The organism is bacterium (assembly GCA_040753085.1).
Taxonomy (GTDB): domain Bacteria; phylum UBA9089; class JASEGY01; order JASEGY01; family JASEGY01; genus JASEGY01.
The window spans coordinates 1-18,861 of sequence record JBFMHI010000004.1 but is presented as its reverse complement, the minus strand read 5'-3'; the positions used below and the strand labels follow the sequence as shown (position 1 = coordinate 18,861).

General features: G+C 47.0%; 20 protein-coding genes, 2 tRNA genes and 1 pseudogene. 5 read left to right on the top strand and 18 right to left on the bottom strand.

Annotated elements, in window-relative coordinates; all coding sequences use genetic code 11:
- Positions 1 to 267 precede the first annotated feature (267 nt).
- The 11 genes from atpC to AB1797_01065 all read right to left on the bottom strand — a co-directional run bounded on the left by atpC (position 268) and on the right by AB1797_01065 (position 11,110).
- The gene (atpC, locus tag AB1797_01115) at positions 268 to 525 is read right to left on the bottom strand and encodes an ATP synthase F1 subunit epsilon (GenBank protein MEW5766210.1); all 258 of its coding nucleotides are present in this window, start codon (positions 523 to 525) and stop codon (positions 268 to 270) included.
- A complete protein-coding gene (gene atpD, locus AB1797_01110; GenBank protein ID MEW5766209.1) occupies positions 522 to 1,928 on the bottom strand; it encodes a F0F1 ATP synthase subunit beta in 1,407 nt (468 codons plus the stop codon). The genes atpC and atpD overlap by 4 nt, the downstream gene beginning before the upstream one ends.
- Positions 1,929 to 1,932: 4 nt before the next feature.
- Entirely contained in the window at positions 1,933 to 2,175 is a 243-nt protein-coding gene (locus tag AB1797_01105; GenBank protein ID MEW5766208.1) for a hypothetical protein, read from the bottom strand.
- A 416-nt stretch (positions 2,176 to 2,591) separates the two neighbouring features.
- Positions 2,592 to 3,440 carry an ATP synthase F1 subunit gamma gene (gene atpG, locus AB1797_01100; protein ID MEW5766207.1) on the bottom strand — a complete coding sequence of 283 codons (849 nt, stop codon included), beginning with the start codon at positions 3,438 to 3,440 and terminating at the stop codon, positions 2,592 to 2,594.
- Between the two features lie 575 nt (positions 3,441 to 4,015).
- Positions 4,016 to 5,731: a 1,4-alpha-glucan branching protein domain-containing protein gene (locus AB1797_01095; protein MEW5766206.1), complete on the bottom strand. Its 1,716-nt coding sequence runs from the start codon at positions 5,729 to 5,731 to the stop codon at positions 4,016 to 4,018.
- A gap of 292 nt (positions 5,732 to 6,023) precedes the next feature.
- Positions 6,024 to 7,034: an anthranilate phosphoribosyltransferase gene (gene trpD / locus AB1797_01090; GenBank protein ID MEW5766205.1), complete on the bottom strand. Its 1,011-nt coding sequence runs from the start codon at positions 7,032 to 7,034 to the stop codon at positions 6,024 to 6,026.
- Complete coding sequence (locus AB1797_01085) at positions 7,027 to 8,427, bottom strand: sigma-54 dependent transcriptional regulator (protein MEW5766204.1); 1,401 nt, start codon at positions 8,425 to 8,427, stop codon at positions 7,027 to 7,029. Before AB1797_01085 ends, trpD begins: the two co-directional genes overlap by 8 nt.
- A 447-nt stretch (positions 8,428 to 8,874) precedes the next feature.
- Positions 8,875 to 8,961, bottom strand: a tRNA-Leu gene (locus AB1797_01080).
- A gap of 27 nt (positions 8,962 to 8,988) precedes the next feature.
- The gene (locus AB1797_01075) at positions 8,989 to 9,453 is read right to left on the bottom strand and encodes a ribonuclease HI family protein (GenBank protein MEW5766203.1); all 465 of its coding nucleotides are present in this window, start codon (positions 9,451 to 9,453) and stop codon (positions 8,989 to 8,991) included.
- A gap of 399 nt (positions 9,454 to 9,852) precedes the next feature.
- Complete coding sequence (locus AB1797_01070; GenBank protein MEW5766202.1) at positions 9,853 to 10,563, bottom strand: C4-type zinc ribbon domain-containing protein; 711 nt, start codon at positions 10,561 to 10,563, stop codon at positions 9,853 to 9,855.
- Between the two features lie 471 nt (positions 10,564 to 11,034).
- Positions 11,035 to 11,110 (bottom strand) — tRNA-Val (locus AB1797_01065).
- A 293-nt stretch (positions 11,111 to 11,403) separates the two neighbouring features.
- Between AB1797_01065 and AB1797_01060 the strand changes: the two genes are divergently transcribed.
- The 5 genes from AB1797_01060 to AB1797_01040 all read left to right on the top strand — a co-directional run bounded on the left by AB1797_01060 (position 11,404) and on the right by AB1797_01040 (position 16,515).
- A complete protein-coding gene (locus AB1797_01060) occupies positions 11,404 to 12,378 on the top strand; it encodes an FAD:protein FMN transferase (GenBank protein MEW5766201.1) in 975 nt (324 codons plus the stop codon).
- Positions 12,379 to 12,495: 117 nt separating this feature from the next.
- Positions 12,496 to 13,023, top strand: a complete 528-nt coding sequence (locus AB1797_01055; protein MEW5766200.1) for a Gx transporter family protein — start codon at positions 12,496 to 12,498, stop codon at positions 13,021 to 13,023.
- A 187-nt stretch (positions 13,024 to 13,210) separates the two neighbouring features.
- Entirely contained in the window at positions 13,211 to 13,612 is a 402-nt protein-coding gene (locus AB1797_01050) for a tetratricopeptide repeat protein (GenBank protein MEW5766199.1), read from the top strand.
- A complete protein-coding gene (locus AB1797_01045; protein ID MEW5766198.1) occupies positions 13,609 to 14,772 on the top strand; it encodes a tetratricopeptide repeat protein in 1,164 nt (387 codons plus the stop codon). The genes AB1797_01050 and AB1797_01045 overlap by 4 nt, the downstream gene beginning before the upstream one ends.
- Positions 14,773 to 15,525: 753 nt before the next feature.
- Positions 15,526 to 16,515 carry an inositol monophosphatase family protein gene (locus AB1797_01040; protein MEW5766197.1) on the top strand — a complete coding sequence of 330 codons (990 nt, stop codon included), beginning with the start codon at positions 15,526 to 15,528 and terminating at the stop codon, positions 16,513 to 16,515.
- A 118-nt stretch (positions 16,516 to 16,633) separates the two neighbouring features.
- On the opposite strand, the pseudogene AB1797_01035 reads toward AB1797_01040, so the two are convergent.
- The 7 genes and pseudogenes from AB1797_01035 to AB1797_01005 form a co-directional block, all read right to left on the bottom strand.
- A pseudogene (locus AB1797_01035) lies at positions 16,634 to 16,735 on the bottom strand (DUF4258 domain-containing protein).
- 182 nt (positions 16,736 to 16,917) lie between these two features.
- Entirely contained in the window at positions 16,918 to 17,043 is a 126-nt protein-coding gene (locus AB1797_01030) for a hypothetical protein (protein MEW5766196.1), read from the bottom strand.
- A 184-nt stretch (positions 17,044 to 17,227) separates the two neighbouring features.
- Positions 17,228 to 17,452, bottom strand: coding sequence for a type II toxin-antitoxin system MqsA family antitoxin (locus AB1797_01025; GenBank protein MEW5766195.1), 225 nt, complete (start codon positions 17,450 to 17,452; stop codon positions 17,228 to 17,230).
- Between the two features lie 3 nt (positions 17,453 to 17,455).
- Positions 17,456 to 17,767, bottom strand: a complete 312-nt coding sequence (locus AB1797_01020) for a DUF4258 domain-containing protein (protein ID MEW5766194.1) — start codon at positions 17,765 to 17,767, stop codon at positions 17,456 to 17,458.
- 176 nt (positions 17,768 to 17,943) lie between these two features.
- Positions 17,944 to 18,219, bottom strand: coding sequence for a hypothetical protein (locus AB1797_01015; GenBank protein MEW5766193.1), 276 nt, complete (start codon positions 18,217 to 18,219; stop codon positions 17,944 to 17,946).
- A gap of 55 nt (positions 18,220 to 18,274) precedes the next feature.
- On the bottom strand, positions 18,275 to 18,415 hold the full coding sequence (locus AB1797_01010; GenBank protein ID MEW5766192.1) for a hypothetical protein: 141 nt from the start codon (positions 18,413 to 18,415) through the stop codon (positions 18,275 to 18,277).
- Positions 18,405 to 18,629 carry a hypothetical protein gene (locus tag AB1797_01005; GenBank protein MEW5766191.1) on the bottom strand — a complete coding sequence of 75 codons (225 nt, stop codon included), beginning with the start codon at positions 18,627 to 18,629 and terminating at the stop codon, positions 18,405 to 18,407. The genes AB1797_01010 and AB1797_01005 overlap by 11 nt, the downstream gene beginning before the upstream one ends.
- Between the last annotated feature and the right edge of the window lie 232 nt (positions 18,630 to 18,861).

The window sequence follows — 18,861 nt, the reverse complement described above, 5'->3', positions numbered from 1 at the left end:
TGGTTTCCAACCGCAGTCTTTCGAGGAAATTTTGGACGTACCTGGAAGAAACTAGTTGCTTTGGGAATTTAAGAACCACATCATTGGCTTCAAAATATCGATCATTGGAATTCACCCTTCATTTAATTCAAGTAACCGTTCAGGGGGTAATGAAAGTTGAGGGGAAATTTTTAGAGGGAATTTCGCTTTGTCTCCCAACTAACTGCTTAACTTAGTTTTGAGTAGTTACGTGCCTTCGTATCCTTGTGGCTGAGTAATTACCAATTATCAATTGTTAATTACTTCGGCTGTATCAGCCAGGATAGTCACTCGATTTTCAAGAACCTCGATCAGGCCTCCGCCAATATCCAGATATGCCGTGTCCTGGCCCTTTCTAATCCGAAGTTCACCTTTAACTAAATTAGAGATAAGCGGGGTGTGCCGGCGAAGGATACCTAACTCTCCCTCTTCTCCCCGAGCCACCACCATATCCACCTGGTCCTTTTCCAGCGCTACACCCTCCGGAGTAGTTACACTAACCTTCATCCCTTAACCTCCGCCTCAATCTTCTCTGCCTTTTCTAAGGCCTCCTCAATGGTGCCCACCATATAAAAGGCCTGTTCAGAGACACCATCGTATTTACCTTCGACTATCTCTTTAAAACTTCGAATAGTATCCTCTTTATGAACATATTTACCAGGGGTGCCCGTGAAAATCTCGGCCACAAAAAAGGGCTGGGAAAGAAATTTCTGAATCTTTCGGGCCCGATAGACAATGGTCTTATCCTCTTCGGATAGTTCTTCCATACCTAAAATGGCAATAATATCTTGAAGCTCTTTGTATCTCTGAAGTATTCTTTGCACGGATCTGGCCACATCGTAATGTTCCTGGCTTAAAATCCTCGGGTCGAGGATTCTGGAGGTGGAATCTAAGGGATCAACGGCCGGATAGATCCCCAGTTCTGAAATCTGGCGTGAGAGGACAATAGTCGCATCAAGATGGGCAAAGGTAGTAGCCGGGGCCGGGTCAGTCAGGTCATCAGCCGGAACATAGATGGCCTGAACCGAGGTAATAGAGCCGCGTTTGGTGGAAGTAATCCGTTCCTGAAGCTCGCCCATATCAGTCCCCAGGGTAGGTTGATAACCAACGGCCGAGGGCATTCGGCCTAAGAGAGCCGAGACCTCTGAACCGGCTTGAACAAATCTAAAGATATTATCAATAAAGAGAAGCACATCCGCCCCTTCTTCTTCACGGAAATATTCAGCCACAGTCAGCCCGGTCAGACCAACCCTGAATCTTGCCCCTGGCGGCTCCTGCATCTGACCATAAACCAGGGCCGTCTTTTCTATCACCCCTGATTCTTTCATCTCCAGCCAGAGGTCGTTTCCCTCTCTGGTTCGCTCCCCTACGCCGGCGAAGACCGAGCGTCCGCCGTGTTCTATCGCAATATTTCTAATAAGCTCCATAACCAGAACGGTCTTGCCTACCCCGGCGCCTCCGAAAAGCCCGATCTTGCCTCCTTTGGAGAAAGGGGCCAAAAGGTCCACTGACTTGAGTCCGGTCTCAAACATCTCCTTAACCGTCTCCTGTTCAGGAAAAGTCGGACAGGCATGGTGGATAGGTCTTCTCTGATCTGATTCGATAGGCCCCAGGCCATCTATCGGGTTTCCAACAACCCCGATCAATCGACCCAAGGTGGCCTCACCCACCGGCGTAGTAATCGGCCCGCCCGTGTCTTTTACCTCAATGCCCCGTTTAAGTCCATCCGTAGCGGACATAGAAATAGTCCTGACCGTATTATCACCCAGGTGCTGGGCAACTTCCAAGGTAAGCACCTCTCCCCCCTTGCCGTCGATGGTTAAGGCATTGTAAATTGGCGGAAGATCCTCTGTCTCAAAGCCAACATCTACTACCGGCCCCATAACCTGCTTTATCTTGCCTATTTTCATCTCCTTACCTCCATCTTTTCATTTCGGATTGTGGATTTCGGACTGAAGATTTTAAATCCGAAATCCGCCATCCACAATATTCTTGAACCTTTCTTTCTGCCCCTTCCTGGGAGACAATTCGCCTTTCATTGATCGCCTCGATTCCACGCTCAACTTTTTCACGAACATAAAGGTGATATTGAATATCTTCTATCGTGCAATCGTCAGGAAGCAACTTGATTAACTCAATGGCTTGATCTTTAACCATTATGTCCCTCCTCCAACCGGCTAGAGTATTGTCAAAATTTTTCTGTAACCGTTCAGCCACAAAGCCACTAAGCCACGAAGAGAATGATAGAATAGCACACGGATGACACAGATTTTGGCGGATTCTCACGGATTTTTTCTAATAAATTTTTATCCGTGTCAATCCGTCTCATCCGTGTAATCCGTGTGCTATTATTGGTAATCTTTGTGTCTTTGTGCCTTTGTGCCTTTGTGTCTTAAGAGCTGAATAGTTACAAAAATTTCCCCTCAACTTTCATTACCCCCTGAACGGTTACCTATGATTTAGCTTACCTCTCATTTATCCACCTTATGCAGGACAAAATATAACAAGACTCCCCGCCACTACTATCGGGAATCCCAGGTCTTTTATTATCTCAGCAATTTGTTGTATTGTCACTATTTCAACGCCTCTATCCCGCCCACGATCTCGGCTACCTCTTTGGTAATAGCTGCCTGTCTGGCCCGGTTGAAGGAAAGGATAAGGTGATCGATCATCTTTTTAGCGTTTTTAGTGGCATTCTCCATCGTCACCATGCGGGCAGAATGCTCTGAAGCGACTGATTCCAACATCATCCGGTAAATTTGGGTCTTAATGTGCCTGACCAAAACAGATTCGAGGACGGCGCCAGGGGAAGGCTCATAAAGATAATCAGTCAGATATCTTGTCTCTCTCTTGGCCGGGGTTAAAGGCAGCAGTCTCTCCACCGTAACTTCTTGCTTGAAGGTAGAAGTAGCTTTATTGTATATCACCTCTACCCTATCCCAGGTATGGTTCAGAAAAAGCTCAATAACCCGGTCGCCTATTTTATCTGCCAGCTCAAACCCGACCGGATCAGGCATAGAATAAAAATTAAGCACCTCTACCTTTCTCCTGGAGAAGATCAAATTACCCCTTCGGCCTATGGTTATCATGGTGGTCGGACAGGCAGACTCTTCCAGATAGGTAACTGCCCTTTTGATAACATTGGAGTTGAAGGCACCGCATAAGCCTCTATCCGAGGTAAGGAGAATGAGTCCCGTCTTTTTCGCCTCTCTTTCCGCTAATAGAGGATGAATATCCCGTTCTGTCCTCAAGGCCAAATTAGCCATAATTTGCTGAAGATGGTAGGCATAAGGCCTGGCAGCCTTGACCGCATTATGTGCCTTAGTCATTTTAGCCGCGGATATCAGCATCATGGTTCGGGTAATTTGTCTAATGTTTTTGATGGAATTGATTCGATTTTTGATGTCTCGCACCGTAGCCATAGCTATTCTCCTTGTAATTATTCAGCCACAAAGACACTAAGACGCTAAGACACAAAGGCAATAGGCAAGAGCCAATAACCAATAGCCAATAGGCAAGAGGGAAGAATGCCCTATTGCCTATTGGCTTCTATAATCTTAATGTCTTCGTATCTTTGTGGCTAAATAGTTACTTCTCCTTTTTAGTTTCGGAGTAACCGTTCAGCCACAAAGCCACTAAGCCACGAAGAGAATGATAGAATAGCACACGGATGACACAGATTTTAATCGTAGGGGCACCCCTTGTGGGTGCCCAACCCCTTGCCCAAAATGACAGGGCAACCACAGGGGCAACCACAAGGGTTGCCCCTACAGTGGGTGACGTGGTTGGCGCCTTTAAATCGTTGACGACGGTTGAATACATCCGTGGCGTTAGAACTCTCGACTGGCCGCGGTTTCGTGGGCGTTTTTGGTAACGCAATTATCATGAGCACATTATCCGCTCTCTCTACTACCTCCTCTTCCCTTACGACAAAAAAGGACTGAACGGTTACGTTTCGGATTAATAGACTTGCAACACGCCACCCGCCACTTGAAACTTACCCCGCCCACCACTTAGGCTCGACATCCGAGAATGGCCGGTTTTTTTCTTCACAGTAACCCAGGAAATTCCACTCCCCCGGATCCATCCACTCCCCTCGGCCATAACGGCGGGCCATCACGGCTAAACGTTTGAAATTCTGGTAATGCTCCACCAGCCTTATTTCAGCATAGTCCCGGGCAGCCCAGGTGGAGATCAAAAACTGCCAATCAGAAGACTGAAGTAAGAGGAGTTCCCTGGCCGCCTGTTTAAGGATAGCCCGCATCTCTCTATCCTCCCGTTCGCCAAATTCCTTAGCTAATTCTTGCATCTCTGCCTCAGCTTTATAGATATGTTTCCATGTCCACTCTGTCCAGTCGTTTAGCCATATCCGGTGGGAACCGCCTTCACCCCAGGAGCCTTCATGAAGAGAAACAACCCGGCTGGGAGGATTTTGGTCAAGATAACTCCCACAGGTAGTAAGCTCTATTTCCGGATCTTGGGCCACCCCTTTCAAGACGTGATAAAGCCAATCACATCCTTCAAACCACCAATGACCAAAGAGTTCTGTAGCAAAAGGAGATACCAGTATGCCTGGTTTACCGGCCGCTTGGTAATGAGTTCTGAGCCGATTTTTAATCATATCTTTAAAATGGCCTGCATCTTCAGGAACTCTTTCCGCCGCTTTATCAGGCTTATATTCCCACTTATCAGCCAGATCGCATTTAGCGGATGTCACCCGCCAATACCTGTGGCCACCAGGAAAATGCTTTTTGTGGAAGTCAAGATACCACCCCTCTCCAGGATACCCATGTTCTCTCCGCCAGACCTGAAGACCGGTAGCCGAATCCCGCGTAAAGACAGCCACCGGCTTCTTACCCTCGAGAGAGGCGCCGACTAAGTAGACCTCGTAAGGGCTTTTCTCTGGATCTTCCAGCCTCTCTTGATATTCTTTCTCGAACCGGGACCAAAGTCTTTGTAAGACCTCAAACCGGTCAATATAGACACCCATCGCTTTACCACCGGCTAATAGATGAGAGTCAATAATGAAATATTCAAGCTGACTTTCACTAAGGAATTCCTCTATACCTTTACGGGAATAGGCCGCTCTTTTCTCGCCCACTGGGGGGGTCCATTCATATCCGGGCCGGTGGGCGCACTCTGGCAGCCAGATTCCCCGGGGAGGGCGGTCATAATGACGGCTATAAGTAGCCACGCCTTGCTTGATCTGGGCCTGAATACTCACGTCCCGGCTCAACAGGGGGAGATACCCATGGGTAGCCGCGCAGGTTATGATCTCAATATGACCTTCATCCTGGAGTTTCTTGAAGGCCCCCACTAGATCGCTCCCATATCTTTCTTTAAAATCTATAATAATTCGGGTATAATAATCCTGCCAGAATTTAGCCAACTCTAACATATGGGGCCTATTGAACCGATTAAATTCCGCCTGGTTGGCCAGGGCATCATCGATCTTATTCTGGAGATAACTCACACATTCGACCTTAAAGGACTCATCGGCTAATTGCTCGGTCAGAATCGGAGTAATACTGATAGTCAACTTAGGAGAAATACCCTCCTCAATCAATCTATTTAAAAGATTTAAAAGCGGGATATAGGTCTCTGCCACGGCCTCATTCAGCCAGTCAGTACCATAGGGCCACTTACCATAGGCCAAAACGTAAGGTAAATGGGTGTGCAATACAAAAGCAAAGTTTCCATAAACTTGACTCATGTTTCCTCCTCGATTATTCGTAACCGTTCAGGGGTTGAAACCGCTAAAGCGGTTATGATTCTAGATGTTATCCTATCCGTAACACCTTGATAAATCAGGGTGCTAAACTCAATAAGCCTGAGAATAGCACCCCGATTTATCAGGGTGAATGGGGGAATACTAATAAACCCAAGCAACCGCTTTAGCGGTTTAGTGGCTGAACGCTTACGATTATTCAAGTTTCGGGTTGGGGGCAGCCGCTGGCGGGTCGTCGGGTTTCGGGTTTAAAGGAACCCGGAACTCGAAACCTTACCTAAAATGAGTTGGTCAGCTCCTTCAATGCCTCCAGCTTTGCCAGGGCTGCCCCGGAATCAATGCTCATGGCGGCTCGATTTATCCCTTCTTCCACTGTCTCTGTCAGCTTGCCCGCTACCAGGGCCAGAGCGGCATTAAGCAGGACAATATCCCGCCTGGGGCCGAACTTTCCTTTAAGCACGTCTATCGCCATCGAGGCATTTTCTTCAGGAGAACCCCCGGCTAAGGCAGAAAGCGGTGCCCTCTTAAAACCAAACTCCTCCGGCCTAATTCGGTAAGTATTGATCTCTCCCCTCTTAAGCTCAGTGACTTTAGTTGAAGAAGAAAGAGAGACTTCATCCAATCCATCTTCACCATAAACGCAAAAGACCCTTTCCGAACCTAAGTTTCTCAAAACCAGGGTCATAATCTCGGTTAAATCCGGATCATAGACTCCCAGGAGTTGATACCTTGCTCCAGCAGGGTTGGTTAGAGGTCCCAGGATATTAAATACGGTTCTAATCCCTATTTCCCGGCGCGGACCGATAGCATACTTCATCGCCCCATGTAGATCAGGGGCAAAAAGAAAACCAAAACCCACTTCTTGAATCGACTTTTCTATCCCTTCCGGGGGCAGGTTTATCTTGACCCCCAGGGCCATAAGCAAGTCGGCGCTGCCACATTTAGAAGAAACCGACCTATTCCCATGTTTGGCAATCTTAACGCCGGCGCCGGCAGCCACAAAAGCAGCTACCGTAGAAATATTAAAAGTCCCGGCTTCATCCCCCCCAGTGCCGCAGGTATCCACCACATCACCTTCCACCTTTATCTTAACGGCCTTATCCCTCATCACCCTGGCCCCACCAGTAATTTCAGCCACCGTCTCTTTCTTCATCCTTAAGGCCGTAATAAAGGCAGCAATTTGAGCCGGGGTGGCCTCGCCACTCATAATTTCTTCCATAACCGCCCGACTTTGTTCCTCGCTTAGATCTTGGCCGGTAACAACCTGATTGAACGCCTCTTTAATCATCTTTCACCTCATTATTATCATCATGTAATCCAAATTTTCTCATCTTATTATAAAGGGTACTCCGGTTAATTCCCAGAACTTGAGCGGCCCGCTTTCTATTCCAGTTAGTTCGTTTAAGGACATTCAAAATGATCTGGCGCTCTGGTTCTTCTAAAGATTGCCTCAAGCTCCTATGGATATTTTTTACCTGAAGGCCGGTCCTTCTATCCCTGACTATTTGTAAAGGCTTGGGTAAATCCTCCAAAGTAATGGAAGAACCTTTAGCCAGAACAACCGCCCGTTCAATAATATTCTCCAGCTCTCGGACATTCCCCGGCCAATTATAACGAAGAAGCATCTTCATCGCTTCTTCGTGGATGCCCAACACCTCTTTGTTGGCTTCGTAGCTGTATTTGCTCAGAAAGTGCTCTACCAGGAGGGGAATATCGCCTATTCGGTCTCTCAAAGGAGGCAGCATAATATTGACCACATTCAGGCGATAATAAAGGTCCTCTCTGAACCTCCGTTTGGCGATCTCTTCGTCCAAATTCCGGTTGGTAGCGGCAATAATTCGGATGTCAACCTTGATAGTTCTGGTATCCCCTACCCTTTCAAATTCTTTCTCCTGAATAACTCGAAGGAGTTTTACCTGGAGGTTCATGCTAAAGGCATCTATCTCATCCAGAAAGATAGTCCCCCCATTGGCTAATTCAAATCGGCCGATTTTATCCTTTATGGCCCCGGTAAAGGCCCCCTTGACATGACCAAAAAGCTCCGATTCCAAAATAGTCTCCGGAAGAGCGCCACAACTTACTTCCACAAAAGGTCGATCCTTTCGATAGGAATTGGTGTGAATAGCTTGAGCAATAACCCGTTTACCTGTCCCACTCTCCCCACGAATAAGAATATTAGCATTAGAGTCAGCCACCGTCTCAATGAGGGAGTAAATATCCTGCATTTTACTCTCACGACCAATAATAATATTGTGAAATCCTTCCTTGCTCCCCAGCCTCCTCTTGAGGGTTCTATTCTCTTCCTTTAGCTTCTGTTGTTCCATAACCTTCTTGACAATAATCTTCAACTCATTAACCCGAATAGGTTTGGTTATATATTCAAAGGCCCCCTGCTTCATAGCTTCCACTGCATCCTCTATCGTTCCATACCCGGAAACGACAACTACCTCAATAGCCGGATAGGTCTTTTTTAGGGCATTCATTAACTGAAGGCCATCCATGCCAGGCATCTTTAGGTCAGTAATGACTACATTGGTGGAGACTTCCTTGACTTTCTCCAGGGCCTCTGCCCCACTTTTGACAGGAATAGTATGGTATCCTTCATTCGTTAAAGTATCATAAAGAAATTCCCGCTGATCATCATGGTCGTCAACAACTATTATAATATCTTGTGTTATCATAGCGCCGCAAAGCCACCTCCAAAAGAAACCACAGATTTCACCGATATTATTAAAAATATACCCTCGGTCTAATCGGTGGTTCCTATTTTTGCGGTGTATCTATAATTCTCGCCGACAACGCCAATGTGGCAGGGTAATACTATAACCCACCCCGAGTTGAGAGTTGAGAGAAGAAACCTCTCCGCTCTTCACCCTCAGTTCTCAACTCTTATTCACTAAGAGCCTATCCCAAAACCGATCCGCGCCGCCACCGTTGGGGAGCGACCACTGGCGTCCTTTATCCCTCGGCAGTTGTCGCCACCCCCTTTATCGGCTTTCATCTCGCCAAAGTTTTGGGATAGGCGATTAGGGCCCTGATTTATTGATGAGGATACAGCTTAACAACTAATTAACCACAAAGACACCAGGAGCCGGCCAGACTCCTGGTGTCTGATGGGAACTTTAGACTGGTGCCGAAGGGGGGATTTGAACCCCCACAGGATTACTCCTACATGGCCCTGAACCATGCGCGTCTGCCAATTCCACCACTTCGGCATAGTTAAAAAACCCAGAATACAGAAATCAACGGCCTTCTGGATTCTGGGCTCTGTGTTCTGGACTCTGCATCTTGCTGGCTTGGTCAGCCAGGGCATTAGCCTCTTCGTTATCTTCCCTGGGGAGATGAGAAATGTTCACCTCTTCAAAATTTTTTATTTGTCTAACGGCCTGAGTATAGAGCGGTCTTAATCCCATATTCTTCACCTTATATTCTCCCTTAAGCTGTCTGACCATCAATTCACTGTCACTGTAAAGTCTAATCTGTTTACCACCTATCTCTTCCGCTTCTTTAAGGGCCAGAATTAAGGCTCGATATTCAGCCACATTATTTGTGGTCCGGCCAAGGGGTTGACTAAGGGTCTTTAGCCTGATACCGTCTCTATTATAGATGACCGCTCCGGCGCCGGCCGGCCCAGGATTCCCTTTCGCTGCCCCATCGGTGTAAATAACTAAAACGGTTGGATCTATCAGACTGCTATCGTGTGCCATACCAATAATCTACTTAAGCATCCCTTAATCAGATGATCGGTAATCAGTAATCAATGACTCTTCTCACTAAATCGGGGTAACCATGTCATCGGTTATCGGTGAGGAGTAATCAGTGGTCACCGATCGGCTGATTACCTGAGTAGTTACCTTATGCTTACTATTTTTCGACCTGTATGGTTAAGAAACCGCTGAAGCGGTTAGGAGGTGGACTTGTTCTCTACCGATTCACCCCGATAAATCGGCGTGCTATTCTCATCATCTCCTCATTTCTAGCGAGATTAATATCCCCATTCCTACTGAGATTAGCACCCTGATTTATCAGGGTGATGCGAATAAGACAACATATAGAATCATAACCGCTTTAGCGGTTTCCAAGGCTCAGCCTAACCGTACAGGTCGTTATTTTTTCTCGTCCCAATAAAGGATTCGCGTGCAACTTTGACATCTAATTATGGAGGCATTAGCCTTAACCTCATTGATCACCTGAGGAGGAAGGGTCATAAAACAGCCTCCGCACGCCCTTCCAAGAATAGAGACTACCGCTAAATTGCCCCGGTTAGTTTGAAGTTTTTCGTATAATGATAGATTCTCCGAACGAATCCTTCCCAAGATCTCCTCTCGTTTTTCTTTATTAGATTGTATAGACTGATTGAACCGGATTAAACGCTTTTTATAGTTTCCTTCCTCATCCTTCAGCTTAGCCTTAGCCTGATTTAATTTCTCTTCTTCATCCGTCACCTTAACCAAAAGTTCGTCAATGGCTTCAAGTAAATACAGGATCGATTCCTCCAGCTTTTCTTTTTCCTCCCGGGCGGCTTTGATTTCGTGGTCTACCGCCTCCATCTCCTTTTGGCTCTTGACAGAATATATCTTTTGTTCATAATGAGCCAGCTTATCTTCTGTCTGTTGAAGTTTTCTCTCCTGACTTCTAAGCTCCTTTCTGTTTTCTTCCAGCTCCTGATTTAGCCGGTTAAAATCCTCGGATTCACGGTTAAAACAATCCCGCGATTTTTCAATCCCTGCGTCAAGATCGGCCCTGGATGCTTCCAACTCATGAATACTACCATCCACTGCTTGCAGATTAACTAATAATCCTAATTGCTCATCCAATTCCTTACCCCTCTTGTAACTATTCAGCCACAGATTTACACGGATGAAACACTGATTTTTTTGGTAACCCTTCAGCCACCAAGGCATGAAGACACGAAGGGGAAATTATTTATGAATTTAGTCTCTTTGTGTCTTCGTGGTAAAAAGGAGTCTGGTTTTTAATCAATTTTAATGTGCTACTTATTAAAAAGTATGTGCCTTAGAAAGCAGTAGAGCAATAGAGCAGCACTTCTGGAACTTTCAGAAAAGTCTTTAACTACTGGGCTACTGCTCTGTTGAGCTATTAAGAAATAATTCTTTAATCTTTGTGTCTTAGTGTCTTTGTGGCTGAACACTTACTAAACTCATTCTATTTTATCCGTGCTAATCCGTGTCAATCAGTGGCTGAATAGTTACCCCCTCTTTTTATTTCGGATGGTGGATTTCAGATGGCGGAGTTTCCTCTTTCTGAGAATCCGCCATCAGTTAAGTTGGTGGGCGGTACAGGGCTTGAACCTGTGACCTCATGCATGTGACGCATGCGCTCTCCCAACTGAGCTAACCGCCCTTGATTTCATCGACCAGTAGTATAACATACCCCCGGATACTTGTCAAGCACCTTCTTAAATTTTCTGTAATCTTTGTGTCTTCGTGTCCTGGTGGCTAAGCAGATACAATTAGCCTTACAAAAAAGTAATTTATAACTTGACAACTTCTATCCTTAGGCGTAAACTATGCTTAGTATAGTATTACCCCGCAACATTGGTGTTATCGGCGAGAATTATAAGGGCACCATGAAAGTTAGGGAACACCTACGACAACCGTTAGGTTGTTCTTTGAGGGTGGCTAGGAGGTCACGCTATGCTAAACTGTCTATATTGCCTCATAATAGGAATTATTTTCATCACCGGGTGTCAAAAGGAACTAATAGTCAGGACCAATTCCCTGATGGATACCTTAGTGGAAATAAAGGTAGTGGATCAGGATAGAAAGAAAGCGGATGAGGCCATCAAGGCGGCCTTCTCTGAAATGAAAAGAATCGAGACCCTTCTGGGTAAAGGACCGGAAAGCGAGCCTTCCCGGTTGGGTGAGACCCCCCAAGAGATCAGCCCTGAACTCATGGAGGTGCTAAAAACATCGATCAAGTATTCTGAACTAACCAATGGACTGTTTGATGTAACCATTGACCCGGTAACCGAATTATGGGATTTCAAACAGGCGCCACCTTATAAACTTCCGCCTAAAGACCGGCTTAAGTCGGCCCTATCGCTGGTGGATTATAAAAGAGTGGCCATTGAGAGACGAGCGGCGGGAGATGAGGGGTGGCAATGCGCCCTTGAGCCCGGGATGAAACTCGATTTAGGTGGGGTAGCCAAGGGATACGCGGTGGACCGAGCTATTGATGTCCTGGTTAAAAAAGGCATTACCCACGGATTGGTCAATGCCGGCGGAGATATAAGGACGATAGGTCGAAACCATAAGGGAAAACCCTGGAGGATAGGCGTTCAACATCCGAGAGAGGATAAGATTTTGACGGTGGTGGAACTGAAGGATTCATCCGTAGCTACTTCAGGAGATTATGAGCGTTTCTTTATCAAAGATGGAGCCAGATATCACCATATAATCGATCCTCGAGCGGGTTATCCGGCCGGCGAATGTATTAGTGTCACTATCACTGCACCGACCTGCATTGAGGCAGACGTAGCGGCTACGGCTGTATTTATTGCCGGCCCCATTGAAGGGATGAAACTCATCGAGCAGCTTGAAGGAATAGAAGGAATTATCGTTACCCCGGCGGGGAAAGTTATAACTTCGTCAAGAATGACTAATAATTAGCCCTTGGTAACCGTTCAGCATAGACTGAAGGCTGAAGGCTGAAGGCTGTCCCTAAAAGCCTTCCACCTTCAGCCTTCAGCCTATCTACCTGAATAGTTACAATTGATAATTGATATAATGAGACTTAAGCCTAACCAAATAACCAGAATGGCCCTGCTCACTTCTTTAGCCGTCATTCTTCATACGATAGAAGCCCTTATCTTTACCCCTGTTCTCTGGATCAGGCTGGGGCTGGCTAATATAGTCACCATCTTAGCCCTGGTGGTTTTTGGCCTAAGGGGAGGAATGATCGTAACTATTATGCGATGTATCCTGGGAGGTCTGGTAAGCGGCACCTTACTGGGACCTGCTTTTATCCTCAGTATATCAGGCGGCCTCGGCAGCGCAGGAATTATGGGGTTCAGCTTAAGATGGTTTTATCCGGGGCTTTCTTTGATGATGATCAGTGTGATCGGGGCGATAACTCACAGTCTGATTCAAATTGGCCTCGTTTATCTTATTCTGGTCAAACATATCGGTATCTTTATTCAATTGCCTTTTTTACTTATTCTTTCTACCATTACCGGCCTGTTTAATGGCTGGATAGCGACTCAATTGATTAATGGTTTAGCGGAGCAGGGTATAACCGGCTTTGAAAAAATATAGTAACTATTCAGCCACTAAGGCACGAAGGCACAAAGTATTGTGCCACTTATTAAAATGTATGTGTCGTAGAGAGCAACAGAGCAAAAAAGTTTTGTAACCGTTCAGCCACCAAGGCACGAAGACACGTATGTGTCTTAGTGTCTTCGTGGCTGAATAGATACAAAAAAAATAGAAGAGGAGACAAGACATGAGTAGTAATAATAGCTGGTGGTGGATAGTCGGACTGGTCCTGAGCTTAATCCTGATCGGTGGATTCTGGGGTTGCAGAGGATGCGGGCCACAGGAAGAGACGGGGGTTAAGCCAGAGAGCCGGAAAGCTCCATTAACTAAAGATGATTACATAAAAAAAGCCGAACTTTACTATCTGGCCGGAGATTATGAGGAGGCGGTCAGCGTCCTGGAGGAGGCAGTCAAACTCGATCCTAAAGACGCTTATCTTCACCTGGAATTGGGAAGAGTATATGAGGATATGGGTAAGGACACGGAATCGATTAATGCTTACATCCAGGCCATCAAGCTTGATCCCAGCCTGAAGAATATCTCTGTCCCGGAAGTAGAAAATGAAGAATTATGGATGGAGAAAGAATGAAGAGATTACTATTTATTATGGTGGTGATTTCCCTTCTGCCTGTTTCAGCTCAATATAGCCAGGCTAAAGAAGCGGCCTCGCTGGAGGAGGGGTTAAGTTACCTTAGAGAAAGGAAGTATGAGCGCGCTCTGGTCATCCTTGGTCAAATTTTAAAGGAAGATCCGGCCAATCTTAAGGCCAGAGAAGCCTTTGAAGAAGCCCTATCCAAAAAGATCCAGGAACTGAAGGGACCAGCCGAGAAACCGGAAGCTTCACCCTTTGCCAGGGAAAAAGTTGAGGAAACAAAAGGAGAAGTCGGCAGTGAAACGCGGGGAGAGGTATCAGGTTATGAAAAGCCTGATACGGCGGTTAAAGAGACAGTTGTGTCTGAAGAGGCTGATACGGCGGTCAAAGAGACAGCCGTAAAGGATAAGGGAGAAACCGAGGCCCTGCCTCTTCCCCTTGTCCGAGAGCCCTTGAAGGAAGAAGAGCTGCCTCTCAAGCCCCGGCCGATAGGGGGAAAAGAGTTACCGGAAGAACCGGTGGAAGAAGGCTTAAAGGTGCCGGAGGATCAGGAACAGTTCAATCTGGCTGAGGATCTGTATCGAAGGAAGTTATGCGATCAAGCCATAACCGAATATGAGCGGTTAATCAGCAACTATCCCAAAAGTAAACTGTTAGATAAGGCCACCTTTGGAATAGCCCAGTGTCAATTCGACAATAAGGCCTTTGATGCGGCCATTACTACCGCCGAGGATATTAAGGACAGTTATCCCCAAAGTAATCTACTGGACGATGCCCAGCTTCTGATCGCCCACTCTAATTATGCCAAAGAAGATTACGTAAATGCCAGGCTGGAATACCTCCGTTTGCTTGATCTTTATCCGGCCAGTTCTCTGGCGCCTGAGGCGCAAATGGGCGTGGCTGATAGCTATCGAAAACTAAAAGACTATCGACAGGCCTTAGCCGAATATCATAAGGTAGTAGCGAACCATCCCCATACCCCGGAGGCGGAACAGGCCCTCTTTAATATGGGGGAACTTTACGACCGGGTTTATGAAACCAGGGATTACAAAAAAGCGGTTGAGGCTTACGGCAGGCTTATCCACGAATATCCTAATAGTAAGTGGATTAATAAGGCTAAAGAGAGGAAGGCATATCTGGAAGAGAATTATCTGTAAGAGGTAGACAAAATGGAACTGTATTCGTGTCCATTCGGGGTTAATTGGTAGGCCCAGGTCGGGGTTTGTTACTCGATGTTCAAGTTTTTTTTCGACCTGTACGGTTAAGGTTGTAGACTACTGACGCTGAAAGCGTCAAATTTTAAATAGCCGTAGATGCAAGCTACGGAAGATAAATACACCTGCAACGCTCGACCCTGCAAGGGTCGAATATTATCCATCACATAGAATTCAACCCTTTCAGGGTTGAGCTGTGGTAGATGTTTCGTTTTCGCAGGGTTCACCTGTGGTTATGTAAAATTCAAACCTTTCAGGTTTGAGGGAAATTGCTTGTAATTCCTAACCGTACAGGTCGGTTTTTTTCGGCAGAGTTGGCATATTTCTGGCTATGAAATGCACGGCTCGTTTACAGATTCAAAAAAGGCAACCTGTCTGGTTAAAAAACCGCTGAAGCGGTTAGGAGGTGGACTTGTTCTCTACCGATTCACCCCGATAAATCGGGGTGCTATTCTCATCATCTCCTCATTTCTAGCGAGATTAATATCCCCATTTCTACTGAGATTAGCACCCTGATTTATCAGGGTGATGCGAATAAGACAACATATAGAATCATAACCGCTTTAGCGGTTTTCAAGGCTCAGCCTAACCGTACAGGTCGAATTATTTTATCCGTGCTAATCCGTGTTAATCAGTGGCTGAATAGTTAGCGGGATTTTTTAAGTTATACTCAAGGTAGGGGGGAGAGGTGGGGTAATGAACGAAAAGGATGTGGTGTTAATTCTAACTGAGAAGATATGGTCTGCGGTCAGTCCTTATCTGGGCCAGGCTTCAGCCAGAGAAATCACCGGGTGGGCGGCCAGCGGCGATCCTACCTTCCGGATTGATGAGATAGGCGAAGAGATCCTTTATGAGTGCGTTAAAGATAAAGGCCCTGATTGGGCTTACTTTTCAGAAGACAAAGGTTTGGTAAAATTCGGCCCGGCGCCTCGCTTTCTCCTGGTAGTTGACCCGGTTGATGGCTCGCGGCCGGCGGCCGTAGGTTTTGAAGCCGCTTGCGTCTCTGTGGCCCTGGCTGATTACCGGAAGGAGAAGCCGGCGTTTAAAGATATTAAATACGGCTGTCTGAAGGAGATAAAAGGGGATCGCCTTTTTTGGGCTGAAAGAGGTAAAGGCACAAAGATATTCCACTGTCAGGCACAAAGGAGCCGGGGAGCACAGGAGCAGGGGAGCGGAGGCGCTGCCCAGATATTCCCTAACCAGGAAGAAATCCCGGTGGTGCTCTCTTCTAATCAGGATATGGAGAGATTAAGATGGAGTTTTGAAGTGGTAGGACGGCCAAGTTTACCTCTATTTCAATTTATTGGTTCATTAGTGGATACCTCCGCCGTTAAAGGGGCCTGCTTCCTCCTGAGCAGCTCCTCCTTCACCACCAGTCGCATCTTGCTGGGACAATTGGATGCCCATGTGGACGTGGGCGGCCGGCTTCTCAGAGAATACCCGGAGAGCCTCAAGACCGCCAAGGTTCTGGGGGGAGGGAAGATACTGGGTCCGTGTCCTTATGATATTGCTGCTTCTTACCTCATCGCCAAAGAAGCCGGCTGTATGGTTAGTGACGCCTATGGCCAAGGTCTGGATGATTTCCCCCTCTTGGAAGGCCCGGAAGCAGGTCTCTCCTATTTAGTTTCGGCCAATGAGATTATCCATAAGAAGATTTTGAACTTTTTCCAGAAAGGGAGGCAGTAAAATGATTTCTTTCAGTTCCTCTCTGTTCATTTGAGCAACCGTAACGCTCATACCGTTCTTCTTTCTACAATCTCTGCGAAAGTGACTGCCGAATCTCGCAGGCGTGTCGTAAACGCTTCAGCAGTAAGCAACTTGGACCATACTTATCCTCTGGATAGTCTTCGATAATCTCGCCATTCGCAATCGCCTCCCGCAATTCCTGTACGCTGATTTGACGGAGGGTAACCGTTCAGCCACAGATGCACACAGATGAAACACGGAAAATCCGTGAGCCGTGTCCGTGATTCGGGTCTGTCCTTAGGCTGTAGGGACAACCCTTGTGGTTGTCCGTCTACGGAACGGACATGGACAAGCACGGACAGGGACAAGCCCTGTCCCTACACTTCCGCCTTCTGTCCTGTGTTATTTATCCGTGCTAATCCGTGCAGCTATACCTGAACGGTTACGACGGAGGACGCTTTGGTCAACGGCGTGCTTTGAGAACTCGAATTGTCCTGCCTGAATCCTGGCGCGTATTTGTTCAATCATCAGTGTACCTTGCTTTGTAGAATATTCAACTCGCTACGCCATACTTGCGACTGACCGACGACGCTTGGATAGGAAGGGCATGATGCAGAACGCAGAGCCTGACGCAACACCGCCCTTTGCCAGCCAGCACCAACAAGAAATCGTTCAGGCGTTGTCGGCAGGCGAGTGTTTGCCGAAGTGCCCCTTAAGCAAACTCGTAAAGGGGAACTGCTCTCGCTGGCTGCATTGCTGCTTGCAACAACGTCTCGATCCGACGCACGGTCTCTGGTCTTAGAAGCACGTCGCCACATACAGAGCAAACTTCGGCTGGCACATGATCAAACACGATCACCTGTCCATGATATCGCACGGTATGGATGATCTGCCGTTCTTCGTACTCACCAGGACATCCTACAATACTGCACTTCATATTTTATCGCTTCCTTTGGGTGGGTGTCACCCATTTCGGTGGTTTGGGATCATACACCGTAATCACAATCAACACTGGCTGGGCTGTCGTACATACAATATGCACAGGACGTCCGTGAACGGTAACGCCATTAAGCAAGCAGCATGGTCCTCCTTTGTGCTCAGGATAGTTTTCCAATATCTGGGCTGTGGCAATTACCTGAAGAATCTCGTCAAGCGTGATGTTCTCCTCCGCCATCTCCTGTTGCGCGTGCTGAGTGATACGGATGTTTTCCTCTATAGCCTGAGCACGGATTTGCTCCAATATCGTCTTCAAGTTGACCTCGTCAAATGCGCTCATTTCGCAGAAGTCTTCTCAGGGCAAGAGCATTTCGCCAAACGCCGTAGCACGCCGCAATTTCCTGCCTACCTCGTAGCCGATTTGCCGAAAAGGCACATGCCACTTGATTAGCAGTTGCCGCCGACTTTCGAGGACGTTCTCATCCAGAATGTTCATGCCGGTATTGGCTCCAGCACAAACTCATCTGCATGTTTGAGAAATGCCTCACCCGACAACTTGATCGCCTCAGCAATGGCGTCTTTGGTAATGCTATTGTGCCATTCCTCTTCTGGTATTGGATGTCCTTTTACCCGGAACGCATTTTTGATTTCCCCGTATCGCCGTGCAGTCTCGGCGTCGCACCCCAGCACGGCGCTATTGGTGACAAATTCGTCAATACGCTTCAGGTTTTCATCTACCCGCGCTGATTTTCGCGCGCCGAAACACAACTCACCTATCGCGACGCTGGGAACGAAAATTTCATCCGCTTTGGCGAGGTTGTCTTTAACCTACCGTTGCAGCGGTATACACGCAACAACCACGGACGAAAATTTCATCCGCTTTGGCGAGGTTGTCTTTAACCGCGGTATCATTTGCGAACAGGGCAATAACGATATTGGTATCAAGAAGGTATTTACCATTCATTGGTGTCCACCCGCTCGCAACCTTCTTCAATCGCTTGGCGCATCAGTTGTAAATCATCTAGTGGGATCGCGCCTGCAAACCGCAATAGTTGTGAACCAGGAACGCCGTGCGGAACGGACACGACGAGTGCGCGCGTGAATTCAAAGACCCGCCACTGCATCTCGTATGGTAAGGTCTTTAGTTGGTCAACTACTTTATCAACAAGTGTGGTCATTTTGCCCTCCTACCGACTATCAACTGATATAGACTGATATAAACTGATATAGAACTGATATAGAACTGACTGATAATTCCAGAATCTGCAAAACAGCCTTGATTAATTAGGGTGTGGCTACTTTTCATGCAGCCATTTTCCATTCGTAAGTCCCGTAAAGACGTTTCTGTTCCTCTCTGATATGGAAATCCCAATACTTGTCCATATCATCGCTGAGGTTGATAGCGCGAAG